Below are 13,245 nucleotides of genomic sequence, written 5' to 3'. Positions count from 1 at the left end.
TGTTGCTGGCTTGCCTTTATACTACCGCGCGGTTGTTTATAAACTGCCCAATTGACACTTAATGGGAAATCTCAGGTGAAGTTCGTAAAGTATTTATTGATTCTTGCAGTGTGTTGCATTTTGCTGGGAGCCGCCTCGATCTTCGGTTTGTATAAATATATCGAGCCACAGCTACCCGATGTCGCCACGCTTAAAGACGTGCGCTTGCAAACACCGATGCAAGTTTTCAGTGCCGAGGGTGATTTAATCGCTCAATATGGTGAAAAGCGCCGTATCCCACTGAAACTCGACCAGATCCCACCGGAACTGGTGCATGCGTTTATCGCGACAGAAGACAGTCGTTTCTATGAACATCACGGCGTGGACCCGATCGGTATTTTCCGTGCGGCTTCCGTTGCGCTGGTGTCCGGCCACGCCTCACAGGGCGCGAGTACCATTACTCAGCAACTGGCCCGTAACTTCTTCCTGAGTCCTGAACGCACGCTGACCCGTAAAATCAAGGAAGCATTTCTGGCCATCCGCATTGAGCAGATGATGTCCAAAGATGAAATCCTTGAGCTGTATCTGAATAAGATCTATCTCGGTTATCGCGCTTATGGCGTGGGTGCCGCTGCACAGGTTTACTTCGGGAAAAATGTCAACCAGCTGACACTCAGTGAAATGGCGGTGATTGCCGGTCTGCCAAAAGCACCGTCAACCTTCAATCCGCTGTATTCTCACGATCGTTCCCTGGCGCGTCGCAACACCGTACTGGTGCGTATGCTGGATGAGAAATACATCACGCAGGCCCAGTACGATCAGGCGCGTGCTGAGCCGCTGGTGGCGAATTATCATGCTCCACATATCGAGTTTTCTGCGCCGTATCTGACCGAAATGGTGCGTCAGGAGATGGTGAAACGTTATGGCGACAATGCTTATAACGATGGCTACATGGTTTACACCACCATTACCAAGAAAACCCAGCTGGCCGCGCAGGAAGCCCTGCGCACCAACGTGCTCAATTACGATATGCGCCACGGTTACCGTGGCCCGTCAAATCAGTTATGGAAAGTGGGTGAACCTGCGTGGGATCAGGACAAGATTGTTCAGTCGCTGAAAACCCTGCCGGTGTATGGCCCGCTGTTCCCGGCCGTTATCACCGCAACGGACGACGCTCAGGCGACGGCAACGATGTCCAACCGCGCGGTCATCAGCCTGCCATTCAGCGGCATGCGCTGGGCGCGACCTTACCGTAATGACAATGCTCAGGGCCCGACTCCGAAAAAAGTCACTGACGTGGTGCGCCCTGGTCAGCAAGTTTGGGTACGTAAAGTGGGTGATGACTGGTGGCTGGCGCAGGTGCCTGATGTCAACTCAGCCATCGTTTCACTCAATCCAAACGACGGTGCCATTGAAGCGCTGGTCGGCGGGTTTGACTTCAACCAGAGTAAGTTTAACCGCGCCAATCAGGCGGTTCGTCAGCTCGGTTCGAACATCAAACCTTTCCTGTATACCGCAGCAATGGATAAAGGCCTGACGCTGGCGACTATCCTGAATGACATGCCAATCACCCGCTGGGATGCCGGTGCAGGTACCGACTGGCGGCCGAAGAACTCCCCGCCAACGTATTACGGCCCGATCCGTTTACGTCAGGGTCTGGGCGAGTCTAAAAACGTGGTGATGGTGCGTGCGATGCGTGCGATGGGTGTGGATTACGCGGCTGAATATCTGCAGCGTTTTGGCTTCCCGGCGGCGAACATTGTTCATTCCGAATCACTGGCATTGGGTTCTGCTTCATTCACTCCGTTACAGGTGGTGCGCGGTTACGCCACACTGACCAACGGCGGTTATCTGGTTGACCCGTATTTCATCACCAAAATCGTGGATGAATCCGGCCAGGTTCAGTTTGAAGCCAAACCTAAAATCGCCTGCCGTACCTGTAATATTCCGGTTATTTATGGGGATACGCAGAAATCTGCCGTGCTGTCGGATGACAACGTAGAAAATGTTGCTACGTCCACCATCAATAACAATACCAGTGTGCCAACGCCACAACTTGAGCAGGTTCCGCCGAACTCGCCACAGGTTGATGCCGCACAGCAATACGCACCGCATGTGATCAGTACTCCTCTGTCATTCCTGATCAGTGATGCACTGAACTCCAACATCTTCGGGGAACCGGGCTGGATGGGGACGGGCTGGCGCGCAGGACGCGACCTGAAACGTCACGACATTGGCGGCAAAACCGGGACAACCAACAGCTCGAAAGATGCCTGGTTCTCCGGATATGGCCCTGACGTGGTGACATCAGTCTGGATTGGCTTTGACGATCACCGTCGTGATTTGGGCCGTTCGACGGCTTCCGGTGTCATCCCGGATCAAATCTCCGGTGCCGAAGGCGGCGCGAAAAGTGCTCAGCCAGCCTGGGATGATTACATGAAAGCCGTGCTGGAAGGAGTGCCGGAACAGCCACAGACTCCGCCTCCGGGTGTGGTGACCGTCACTATCGATAAGAGTACCGGTAAGCTTTCTGACGGCGGCGGTAACAGTCGCCCGGAATACTTTATCGACGGGACTCAGCCGACAGAACATGCTGTGCATGAGGTCGGAACAACCATCATGGATAACGGTCAGGAACACGAACTGTTCTGATGCCTGAGCTGTAAAGCAAAAAGCCGGTCTGCGTAATGCATGACCGGCTTTTTTAATGATGTTTTATCGCAGGCTCAGCGGGCATTGCGCATCAGAAACTCATGCGCCAAAAATAACGCACTCACGTTGCGGGCTTCGCAAAAATCGGGATGTTGCAGCAGTTCCATCATGCGTGACACCGGCCAGCGCGTTTGTGGCAAAGGCTCCGGCTCATCACCTTCCAGGCTTTTCATATACAAATCTTTAGCAATGACGATATTCATGCGACTGGAGAAGTAAGAAGGTGCCATGGTCAGTTTTGCCAGCACGTCAAAGTGCCGTGCACCGTAGCCCACTTCTTCCATCAGTTCCCGGTTCGCCGCCTCAAGCACACCTTCACCCGGATCAATCAGGCCCTTGGGAAAACCCAGCTCGTAGCTTTCAATCCCAACGGCATATTCCTGAATTAACAACAGCTCATCATCAATGATCGGTACAATCATCACCGCTTCACGATCGGAAGGACGCATGCGTTCATACACGCGTTCAGCGCCATTGCTGAATGTCAGATCAACAGATTCGATGGTGAATAATCGCGAACGGGCTACGGTTTCCACCTTCGTAATTTTCGGTTTTTGCAGGTGTTGTGTCATCTCATCCCCAACTTATTATTCACCTGACCAGAGGTGTTCTAATGGGTTCGTTTGTCTGTTCAAAAGCCGCTACCGGTAGTCATTGTGCGTTAAGGAGCGTCAGCATCGCAATCTTTACTGAAAAACTGTCTTTGTCCTGCCTGTTTCCCGTTCAAAATGTCACTAAATAATCGCCGTTAATCGCGCAAAAAAAACACGTTGACTCATGGCTGTCACATTTTTGCTTTAACAAAAACACTCTCACTTAAAAATAGGATTATACCGATACCCGTTAATTCCCAAATGCAGGTATCCTCTAGCGTGGTATTTTTGTGCACGCGATTCAGGTTAACAATAATAAAATTCCTATCAAAAAGCACCCATGCGCAGAATGTGCATTTCGTTATATGTATAATACTTTCACAGAGTTGACGTAAGTCACCCACGTCTGAACGGGGATCGGATGAGCACAGTAGTCGTGACACTGGTGTTGTTGTGTATCGCAATTATTGCCACAGCGTCTTATTTTTGGCTCGTATTGCGTCGCCGCCAACGCGGCGAGTCAGTCGTGCGTTTTTCCACACCCAGTCAGCGCAAACTCTCCCAGAAAGAACGCGACGCAGTAGAACGCTATCTGCGACAAAATGAAGGCCTCGGCCAGACACCGATCACCCACCGCAATAATCTGATTATCCTGCGCGATAAACTGACGCTGACCACCAAAAGCGAAAATGTTTATAGCCTGACCCGCGCGATCACCCGTTATGGGGTGGCGAGCGAAGATCCTAACAAATGGCGTTACTTCCTCGATTCTACTGAAATTCACCTGCCGCCATTCTGGGAGCAATACATTGCTCAGGAAAACCAGGTCGAGCTGATCAAAACACAGACTCTGCCGCTGGTGATTTCACTCAACGGTCATACGCTGACCGAGCACGTTTACGAAGGCCCGGCGCCGGTTTCGGCGGTGATACCTTCTCAGCCGCAAAATGCGTCTATCCGTCATGAAGAAAGCGAGCATATTGAACTGGTCAAAGTGCGTCGCGAAACACGTGAAGAGCATGCGCTGACCCGTTCGAATGGTGTAAAAGAAGCGCTGGCTGTTTCCGCTATTCTGCTTCTGCTTTTCATCACACTGCAAAGTCCGGTGATATTTCTGCCCTGGTTGCTGGTGATTTCGGCAGGATTAGCCGCCTGGGTTATCTGGCGGTTTGTGTCTGAACGTTTAGGTAAAAATCGTAAGGAAATTCATTGCCTGCGCGGCTTACCTAAACGCTGGGGTTTGTTCGGTGAATCCAAACAAGGTGATATCAGCAATATTTCGCTCGGTGCGGTAGACCTGATTTATCCGCCTCACTGGCAGCCCTATATTGGTCGTGATCTCGGACAGCCAACGGACGTGGAAGTCTATATGAACAGCCACGTTGTCCGCCAGGGAAGCTATCTGACACTGCACGAGGAAGTGAAAAGATTCCCGCTCCAGCAGTGGGGAAGAAACCTTGTGCTCGCCACCAGCGCCTTCCTCTTGCTGCTGGCGTTACTGGTTTATGTGCCGCTTGGCCTGCCGCTCAAACTCAGCGTAGCCTGGTTGCAAGGTGCACAAAGTTCGCAGGTTAACAGCGTACAGGAACTGGAAAAGGCTGCCCTGCGCGTCGGCGACACCCTGAAAGTTCAGGGTACCGGCATGTGTTATGTGCCACCGGCGGCCAGCCGTTCTGCATCCGGTTTTATGCCTTTTGATTGTTCCGCGATTTACTGGAATACCGCGACGCCGCTGCCGGTGCCGCAGTCAGAAATTATTGATGCAGCTACAGCGCTGCAAACCACGGTGAACAACCAGCTGCATCCCGGCCAGAACCAAACCCCCGAGCAAAACATTAACCCGCAACTGGCCACCGCCATCGAGAAATCCGGGATGATCCTGCTTGATGATTTCGCGGATATCGTGCTGAAAACCGAAACGCTATGCGGAAACAGTAACGATTGTGTTCGTCTGAAAAATGCGCTGGTGAATCTGGGCAATTCGAGCAACTGGAATTCGCTGGTTAAGCGGGCAAAAGCAGGCACATTGCAGGGGATTAACGTTCTGCTGCGTCCGGTCAGCGCGCAATCGCTGAGTGAACTGGTGAATAACGCAACGTCTTCTTTCTTTGTTCAGGAAACCCGTCGCGCCGCTGACAGCCTTAACAGCCCGCCACCGGGCGGATTCTTGATCAGTAACGATGAAGGACGCCAGTTGATTGAAATGCCCACGCCTCCGGTCAGCGTGTTTGCTAACCCGCCTCAGGAGCAGTGGAAGCAACTGCAACAATTATCGACACTCCTGCTACATACACCGTTCAGTGCGCAGGGCGTGATCACCAGTATCAGCATTGATGCCAACGGAACCCGTCACATTTCGTTGCACAGCGAGCCGGATATCTCAACGCTCTGGCGCTATCTGGGCACCAGCTTATTACTGTTACTGTTAATCGGTGTTCTGGCGGTCAATCTCGTGCTGTTTACCCGCCGTTTCATCAAAGATAAGCGCAGAATCGACGATATTCAGCAATATTATAACTCCTGCTTTCATCCCACATTAATGCCAATCCCCGTGCAAAAACTGGGCTGAAAACCACCGGGTGTCCCTGCGCCACCCGGTCAGATTATGCTACCCTGACGCCCTTCCCTGCTTTCATCTGTTCGCCCCTGCGGTTTCTCACAGCCGCAAGAACCTGGAGTCTTCATGCCCCCCGATTTTGACTGGCAATACATCGATACTGTTTTACTGGATATGGACGGCACATTGCTGGATCTGGCTTTTGACAGCCAGTTCTGGTTGCAGGATGTCCCTCTTGCCCTTAGCCAGCAGCGTGCGATCCCGCTTGAAAACGCGCGCCAGTTAATTCATGACGAATATCTCGCCGTCCAGCACACCATGAACTGGTATTGCTTCGACTACTGGAGTGAAAGGCTGAGTCTGGATATCTACCAGATGACGACGAATATCGGCAAAAATGCGCGTCTTCGCGACGACACGCTGCCGTTTCTGGCTCATCTGCGTGAAAGCGGACGACAGACAATTTTGCTCACCAATGCGCATCCGCACAGTCTTTCCGTTAAAATTGAACATACCGGATTAGACCAGCACCTTGATTTATTACTTTCCACCCACACATTTGGTTATCCGAAGGAAGATCAGCGGCTGTGGTCTGCAGTTCAGCAACAAACGGGCTTTAATCCCGACAGGACATTATTTGTCGATGACGGTGAACCGATCCTGAATGCGGCAAAAACCTTCGGCATCCGCTATTGTCTGGGTATAGAAAATCCGGACTCGACCATGGCAAATAAGTCATTTGAAGGACATCCTTCCATCAATGATTACCGCAGCCTGTTGCCTGCAATTCACCCCGTAACAGGCCCGGCTAAGTAACACCGGTACGCTCAGGGGAAGAATATGAAAGGTAAAACGGAAGACGACGATAATGCAGTGCGCCTCGATAAATGGTTGTGGGCGGCTCGTTTTTATAAGACCCGCGCGCTGGCACGCGAGATGATTGATGGCGGCAAAGTGCATTACAACGGTCAGCGGGGGAAACCCAGCAAGCTGATGGAACTGAATGCCGAAATTACATTGCGTCAGGGAAATGACTCAAAAACGATCATCGTTCTGGGGCTGACCACTCAGCGCCGTAGTGCAGAAGAAGCACAGAAACTGTATCAGGAAACTGAGGCGAGCATTGCCAGCCGGGAAAAAATCTCCGAAGCACGCAAAATGAACGCGATGCCGCATCCGGACAGACGTCCGGACAAAAAGGAACGCCGCAACCTGATCAAATTTAAATATGGCGATTCTGAATAAATCCAAAGTCCTTCCAGGAGGGATGAAGGATTTGAGTTCGCTAAACAGAGAGAAAATTATGTCTAATCACGACCAACTGCATCGCTACCTGTTCAATCATCACGCCGTTCGCGGTGAACTGGTCTCGCTCAAAGAGACTTTCCAGCAGGTTATTGCCGGTCACGACTATCCGGCAGAAGTGCGCAATCTGCTGGGTGAAATGTTGGTGGCGACCAGCCTGCTGACTGCCACCCTGAAATTTGACGGCGATATTACCGTGCAGTTGCAAGGTGATGGTCCGCTGAAACTGGCCGTGATCAACGGTAACAACAAGCAGGAACTGCGCGGCGTCGCACGTCTGCAGGGTGACATTACCGAAGGCAGCTCGCTGAAAGAGATGATTGGCAACGGCTACATGGTGATCACGATTTCTCCGACCGTCGGCGAACGCTATCAGGGCGTCGTGGGGCTGGAAGGCGAAAACCTGGCAGAGTGTCTGGAAAACTACTTCATGCAGTCAGAACAGCTGCCAACCCGCATCTTCATCCGCACGGGTGAAGTTGAAGGCCAGCCTGCTGCAGGCGGCATGTTGTTGCAGGTTCTGCCAGCGCAAGATACTGATCCGGAAGAGTTCAGCCATCTGGCACAACTGACCACCACCATCAAAGCGGAAGAGCTGCTGACCCTGCCTGCCAACGAAGTGCTTTATCGTCTGTATCATCAGGAAGAGGTCACCCTGTATGAACCGCAGAATGTCTGTTTCCGTTGCACCTGTTCCCGCGAACGTTGTGCAGCAGCGTTGCTGACGCTGCCGGATGAAGATGTGCTCGACATGCTGGAAACTGATGGGAAAATAGAGATGCACTGCGATTATTGCGGTACGGACTATGAATTTGACGCGATGGATATGGCGACACTGAAAGCTGGCGGCGACGTTCATTCCGGAGATGACCACGTTCATTGATCGTTAACACGCGCAGCCTGAGGGACTTTTCACTGAAAAGTCCCTTTTTTATTGCTATTCCATAACCTCATTTGCACACCTTTCGGGTTTTTCATCACAATTCTGGAAAAACATTCACATCTACCGTTATTCTTTGAGAGCTGTCGTGGCACAAAAGCGATATATACCTACAATAGCAACTGATTTATCCCTATTTATGGGATTCAAATTCAGCAAGGAGCAGGGAAATGCCTACCACTATCGGGATCACCGCCGAAACACTCTCCCAGTATGGGATCCACCAGAATAGCGAAATTGTCTATAATCCTGATTACGAAACTCTTTTTGCAGAAGAGACGGCCCCGGGCCTGGAAGGTTATGAGCGCGGGCAGGTGACAGAGCTCGGTGCAGTGAATGTCGATACTGGCATTTTCACCGGCCGCTCGCCGAAAGATAAATACATCGTCCGTGATGACACCACACGCGATACGCTCTGGTGGGCTGATCAGGGCAAAGGGAAAAATGATAACAAACCGCTGTCGCAGGAAATCTGGACATCACTCAAGGCGCTGGTCAGCAAGCAGCTATCCGGGAAACGTTTGTTTATCGTTGATGCCTTCTGCGGTGCCAATGCAGACTCGCGCCTGAAAGTACGTTTTATTACGGAAGTCGCCTGGCAGGCACATTTCGTCAAGAACATGTTCATTCGCCCCGAAGTCAATGAACTGGAAAATTTCGAGCCTGATTTCATCGTGATGAACGGCGCGAAATGTACCAATCCGGACTGGCAGAAACAGGGTCTGAATTCTGAAAACTTCATCGCTTTCAATCTGACCGAGCGTATCCAGCTGATAGGCGGCTCGTGGTACGGCGGAGAAATGAAGAAAGGCATGTTCGCAGTCATGAACTATCTGCTGCCATTGCAGGGTATCGCCTCAATGCATTGCTCGGCGAACGTCGGCGAAAAAGGCGATGTGGCGGTGTTCTTTGGTCTCTCCGGTACCGGCAAAACCACCTTATCCACCGATCCGAAGCGTCAGCTTATCGGCGATGATGAGCACGGCTGGGACGATGACGGCGTCTTTAACTTTGAAGGTGGCTGCTATGCCAAAACCATCAAACTGAGCAAAGATGCCGAGCCGGAAATTTTCGGTGCGATAAAACGCGATGCCTTGCTGGAAAACGTGATGGTCAGCGCAGACGGCAAAATCGACTTCAATGACGGCAGCAAGACTGAGAATACCCGTGTCTCCTACCCGATTTATCACATTCAAAATATCGTGAAACCGGTATCGAAAGCCGGTCACGCCAGTAAAGTGATTTTCCTGACAGCCGATGCGTTTGGCGTATTGCCGCCGGTTTCCCGTCTCACAGCCGCGCAAACGCAATACCATTTCCTGTCCGGTTTCACTGCGAAGCTGGCCGGAACTGAGCGCGGTGTCACTGAACCCACGCCAACCTTTTCTGCCTGCTTTGGTGCGGCGTTCCTGATGCTGCACCCGACGCAATATTCCGAAGTATTGGTGAAGCGCATGGAAGCTGCAGGCGCTCAGGCCTATCTGGTGAACACTGGCTGGAATGGTACCGGCAAACGTATTTCGCTGAAAAATACCCGCGCTATTATCGACGCGATCCTCAACGGCACCATTGATGATGCGGAAACCTTCACCTTGCCGCTGTTTAATCTGGCGGTGCCGGTTGAGCTGCCGGGCGTCGACACGCATATTCTGGATCCGCGCAATACTTACGCCAGCCGTGAACAGTGGCAGGAAAAAGCTGAACATCTGGCACAGTTATTTATCGATAACTTCGACAAATACACCGATACCCCGGCTGGCGCCGCACTGGTCAGTGCCGGACCGAAACGCTAATCTGCTGGCAAACTCTTATCAGGCGCGGGCTTCCGCGCCTTTTTTATTGCAACCAGCCCAGCGGCATTTCAGAATGACAGCATTGCTGTCAGAGGAGCCTGATATGGCGACGATTACCGTTCGTAATCTGGATGATGATGTGAAGGAATTACTGCGCATTGCGGCGGCCAGAAAAGGCCATTCGATGGAAGAAGAAGCACGTTTGATACTAAAACAGGCGCTGACCACTACAGTGCCTGATTTTGGTCTGGGCAGTCAGCTGCGCCAGCGCTTTTCTTCCCTGAGCGTGGAACATCTGGAACTGCCACCGAAATGATCATCCTCAATACTGCCGTCATCCTTGAGATGATTAGCCCCTTCCCGCAAAAGAACGTGCTGCAATGGCTGGACGCGCAGGACGCCACACAACTGTATCTGACCAGCCTGAGCGTCGCGGCGCTTTTCAGCTGGGCGGATAGTCTGCCGGAGAATCAGCCGAAAGCCGCGCTTTCGGACGCTTTGCTGGAGATGATGAACCAGGATTTCGCGGGCAGGCTGTTGCCGTTTGATGCGGCCAGCGCGCTGTATTACCCGCGTGTGATGGCCTTATCGAAGACGGCCAATATTGAGATGGCGGAGCGTGATATGCAGCTCGCGGCAATCTGCCTGAACCATCAGGCGGGGCTTGCCACGGATCACGCAGAAGTGTTTGCCCACACGGGCGTGGTGTTAGTTAATCCATGGGATACGGCGGAAACACCACGATGGCGGGAAGAAGCGGCAGAGTATTATGTGATGAGCAGGAAGAATTAAGCCAGCGGCTGGGCTGCTGTTAAACCTGGGTTGCCACCCACACCGGCCTTAAAGGTGGCTTATCGCCACCCCCCTTAAGGAATCCCGGGCTCTATTGCGCGCTCCGCGCTGGCTATGTTTCAGCTGCCGCAGCGCGATAAGTGATCGCCGAAATTGAGAAACCGAAACTTTCACCTGTCTGAATAAAAGGGATCATTAAGGCTCCCCTTAATCAAACCAGTTTTTGCTGTACCGCCACCGCTTTCAGCATCTCAACCGGTAACGGCAGATAGGCCCGAATTCGTAATCCCCCGCGGTCACTTTTCCCGATATCCAGCGTGCCTGAGTGGGCATCAATAATGCGCTGAACAATCGCCAGCCCGAGTCCGGTTCCGCTGGTAGTTCGCGCACTTTCGCCACGCACAAATGGCTGAAACAGATGCTTAAGCTGGTCAGGCTCAATGCCCGGGCCGTCGTCTTCGACCTGGAACCAGGCCCGCTGCAATTCGCGACCACTACTGACTTTAATCCAGCCGTCGCCATAACGGGCGGCATTCACCACCATATTCACCACGGCACGTTTGATAGACAGCGGATGAGCATTGACCAGCAATTCGCCGTCCGCCAGACCAGAGTCGATCTCACGTTCATAACCGCTTTCCGTCGCAATCACTTCGCCCAGAATACCGTTAAGATCGGTGATCTCGGTCGGCATCTCCTGTCCGGTGCGCAGATAATCGATGAACTGCTCAATAATCGCGTTGCACTCTTCGATATCTTTATTGATCGACTCGGCGAGATAACTGTCATCGTCACTCATCATTTCGGTCGCCAGACGAATGCGCGTCAGCGGCGTACGCAGATCATGGCTGACGCCCGCCATCAGAAGGGTACGGTCATCGGCCAGCAGTTTGACACCGGCAGCCATCTGATTAAACGCCCGCGTCACCGAACGCACTTCAGACGCACCGTATTCACGCAGCGGCGGCGGGATAATGCCTTTCCCTACCTGCAACGCCGCATGCTCCAGCTCAACCAGGGGGCGGTTCTGTATACGGATAAACAGCCACGCGCCACCAATCGCCAGCAACATAATCGCCAACGTATAGCGGAACAGCGGGGAGAAATCGCCCTGATGGATTTCAGTAAGGGGAACCCGCACCCAGATGTCAGGCGACAACCAGGTTTTCAGCCACACCACCGGGGTATTTTTATTGACCTCGACGCGCACGTCAGTAGGACCACCGAGTTGCTGCGCCATCTGCTGACTGAGGAATTCGTAATGCTGCGCCCAGCGCAGGCCACTCTCCTCGGCCGCAGAGTTGGTATAAAGAGAAATGCCCAGTTCGCGGTAGATTTCGCGACGAAATGCCGGTGGAACCGCCAGCAACGTCCCATCTTCCAACTGCAGCCGGTCAGTCATCAGCATACGGACTTCGTATGCCAATACCTTATTGAACTGCTGCAGGCTGGGCAGAATGGCGAAGTTCAGCACCACCAGATAGGTCGTCACCAGGCTGACGAACAGCAAGGTGACGATTAATAACAGTGTTCGGGCAAACGAGCTACGCGGTGAAAAGCGTATTCGCTTCATGCCTTACTGCCGTCCGGTACAAATACGTAGCCCAGACCCCAGACAGTCTGAATGTAACGCGGATGCGCCGGATCTTCTTCTACCATACGACGCAGACGGGAAATCTGCACATCGATAGAGCGTTCCATCGCACTGTATTCACGGCCACGCGCCAGATTCATCAGCTTGTCACGGGACAGTGGCTCACGCGGATGGCTTACCAGCGCTTTCAGCACGGCAAACTCACCACTGGTCAGTGGCATAGGCTCATCTTCACGGAACATTTCGCGGGTGCCGAGGTTTAGTTTGAACTTACCAAATGAGATAACCGCCTCTTCCTGAGAAGGTGCGCCTGGCAGTTCATTGGCCTGACGCCGCAGGACTGCGCGGATACGCGCCAGCAGTTCACGCGGGTTAAATGGCTTAGGAATGTAGTCGTCGGCACCAATTTCCAGCCCCACGATACGGTCAACTTCTTCCCCTTTCGCCGTCACCATGATGATCGGCATCGGGTTGCTCTGACTGCGCAGACGACGGCAGATAGATAAGCCATCTTCGCCAGGCAACATCAGATCCAGAACCATCAGGTGGAATGACTCACGGGTCAGCAAACGGTCCATTTGTTCAGCATTGGCAACGCTACGCACCTGGAAGCCCTGTTCAGTCAGATAACGCTCCAAAAGTGCACGCAGGCGCATATCGTCATCGACCACCAGAATCTTGTGATTTTCTTGCATTTAAATCTCCCAAAGGCGTGAATGCCTCAAGCTTGTATTGTTAGAAAAGTCAGCCAAAACAGACAGCGTTTAATGGTATATATTCTAGTCGAAATTGTAACAATGATTATGGATTTCCTAATTTATCAACAATATCAGAGGAGTCTTCTGCAAGCGAAGGTTGGTTTGTTACGGGGTGTCCCGCTCTGCAAACCTGCTCATCCGTTTTTCTGGTCATTATCTGAGCATTTCTACCGAAAGTATCAGGAAAATGATCATCTCAATGTGCCCGTGGGGATAAAAGTT

11 protein-coding genes are annotated in these 13,245 nt (G+C 52.4%); 8 read left to right on the top strand and 3 right to left on the bottom strand.

What is annotated here, in order from left to right:
- Positions 1-75 precede the first annotated feature (75 nt).
- Positions 76-2,631 (top strand): peptidoglycan glycosyltransferase/peptidoglycan DD-transpeptidase MrcA, encoded by a 2,556-nt coding sequence (gene mrcA / locus UC14_RS21590; RefSeq protein WP_112198410.1) that lies wholly within the window; start codon positions 76-78, stop codon positions 2,629-2,631.
- Positions 2,632-2,705: 74 nt separating this feature from the next.
- Here the strand turns inward: mrcA and nudE are convergent, their stop codons facing one another.
- Positions 2,706-3,263 carry an ADP compounds hydrolase NudE gene (gene nudE / locus UC14_RS21585; protein WP_013573609.1) on the bottom strand — a complete coding sequence of 186 codons (558 nt, stop codon included), beginning with the start codon at positions 3,261-3,263 and terminating at the stop codon, positions 2,706-2,708.
- A gap of 442 nt (positions 3,264-3,705) precedes the next feature.
- On the opposite strand from nudE, the gene UC14_RS21580 reads away from it, so the two are divergent.
- The 7 genes from UC14_RS21580 (at position 3,706) to UC14_RS21550 (ending at position 10,671) form a co-directional block, all read left to right on the top strand.
- Positions 3,706-5,853, top strand: a complete 2,148-nt coding sequence (locus tag UC14_RS21580) for an intracellular growth attenuator family protein (protein ID WP_014411507.1) — start codon at positions 3,706-3,708, stop codon at positions 5,851-5,853.
- Positions 5,854-5,967: 114 nt separating this feature from the next.
- The gene (gene yrfG / locus UC14_RS21575; protein ID WP_112198409.1) at positions 5,968-6,657 is read left to right on the top strand and encodes a GMP/IMP nucleotidase; all 690 of its coding nucleotides are present in this window, start codon (positions 5,968-5,970) and stop codon (positions 6,655-6,657) included.
- Between the two features lie 24 nt (positions 6,658-6,681).
- Positions 6,682-7,086, top strand: coding sequence for a ribosome-associated heat shock protein Hsp15 (hslR, locus tag UC14_RS21570; RefSeq protein WP_013573605.1), 405 nt, complete (start codon positions 6,682-6,684; stop codon positions 7,084-7,086).
- A gap of 58 nt (positions 7,087-7,144) precedes the next feature.
- Positions 7,145-8,029, top strand: a complete 885-nt coding sequence (hslO, locus tag UC14_RS21565; RefSeq protein ID WP_014411506.1) for an Hsp33 family molecular chaperone HslO — start codon at positions 7,145-7,147, stop codon at positions 8,027-8,029.
- A 227-nt stretch (positions 8,030-8,256) separates the two neighbouring features.
- Positions 8,257-9,879 carry a phosphoenolpyruvate carboxykinase (ATP) gene (pckA, locus tag UC14_RS21560; protein ID WP_013573603.1) on the top strand — a complete coding sequence of 541 codons (1,623 nt, stop codon included), beginning with the start codon at positions 8,257-8,259 and terminating at the stop codon, positions 9,877-9,879.
- A 103-nt stretch (positions 9,880-9,982) separates the two neighbouring features.
- The gene (locus UC14_RS21555) at positions 9,983-10,195 is read left to right on the top strand and encodes a plasmid stabilization protein (protein WP_013573602.1); all 213 of its coding nucleotides are present in this window, start codon (positions 9,983-9,985) and stop codon (positions 10,193-10,195) included.
- A complete protein-coding gene (locus UC14_RS21550; RefSeq protein ID WP_037033674.1) occupies positions 10,192-10,671 on the top strand; it encodes a twitching motility protein PilT in 480 nt (159 codons plus the stop codon). The genes UC14_RS21555 and UC14_RS21550 overlap by 4 nt, the downstream gene beginning before the upstream one ends.
- Positions 10,672-10,882: 211 nt before the next feature.
- Here UC14_RS21550 and envZ read toward each other — a convergent pair whose 3' ends face one another.
- On the bottom strand, positions 10,883-12,244 hold the full coding sequence (gene envZ / locus UC14_RS21545) for a two-component system sensor histidine kinase EnvZ (protein WP_013573600.1): 1,362 nt from the start codon (positions 12,242-12,244) through the stop codon (positions 10,883-10,885).
- Complete coding sequence (gene ompR / locus UC14_RS21540; RefSeq protein ID WP_009635740.1) at positions 12,241-12,960, bottom strand: two-component system response regulator OmpR; 720 nt, start codon at positions 12,958-12,960, stop codon at positions 12,241-12,243. Before ompR ends, envZ begins: the two co-directional genes overlap by 4 nt.
- Between the last annotated feature and the right edge of the window lie 285 nt (positions 12,961-13,245).

It is taken from the genome of Rahnella sp. NRRL B-41462 (assembly GCF_003263525.1).
GTDB classification, from domain to species: Bacteria; Pseudomonadota; Gammaproteobacteria; order Enterobacterales; family Enterobacteriaceae; genus Rahnella; species Rahnella aceris.
The sequence above is the reverse complement of the archived record's forward strand: the minus strand, read 5'-3'. Positions and strand labels throughout refer to the sequence as shown.

Coding starts and splice junctions, on each gene's coding strand:
- nudE (WP_013573609.1), bottom strand. CDS start 3,263: ATGACACAACACCTGCAAAAACCGAAAATTACGAAGGTGGAAACCGTA.
- UC14_RS21580 (WP_014411507.1), top strand. CDS start 3,706: ATGAGCACAGTAGTCGTGACACTGGTGTTGTTGTGTATCGCAATTATT.
- yrfG (WP_112198409.1), top strand. CDS start 5,968: ATGCCCCCCGATTTTGACTGGCAATACATCGATACTGTTTTACTGGAT.
- hslR (WP_013573605.1), top strand. CDS start 6,682: ATGAAAGGTAAAACGGAAGACGACGATAATGCAGTGCGCCTCGATAAA.
- hslO (WP_014411506.1), top strand. CDS start 7,145: ATGTCTAATCACGACCAACTGCATCGCTACCTGTTCAATCATCACGCC.
- pckA (WP_013573603.1), top strand. CDS start 8,257: ATGCCTACCACTATCGGGATCACCGCCGAAACACTCTCCCAGTATGGG.
- UC14_RS21555 (WP_013573602.1), top strand. CDS start 9,983: ATGGCGACGATTACCGTTCGTAATCTGGATGATGATGTGAAGGAATTA.
- UC14_RS21550 (WP_037033674.1), top strand. CDS start 10,192: ATGATCATCCTCAATACTGCCGTCATCCTTGAGATGATTAGCCCCTTC.
- envZ (WP_013573600.1), bottom strand. CDS start 12,244: ATGAAGCGAATACGCTTTTCACCGCGTAGCTCGTTTGCCCGAACACTG.
- ompR (WP_009635740.1), bottom strand. CDS start 12,960: ATGCAAGAAAATCACAAGATTCTGGTGGTCGATGACGATATGCGCCTG.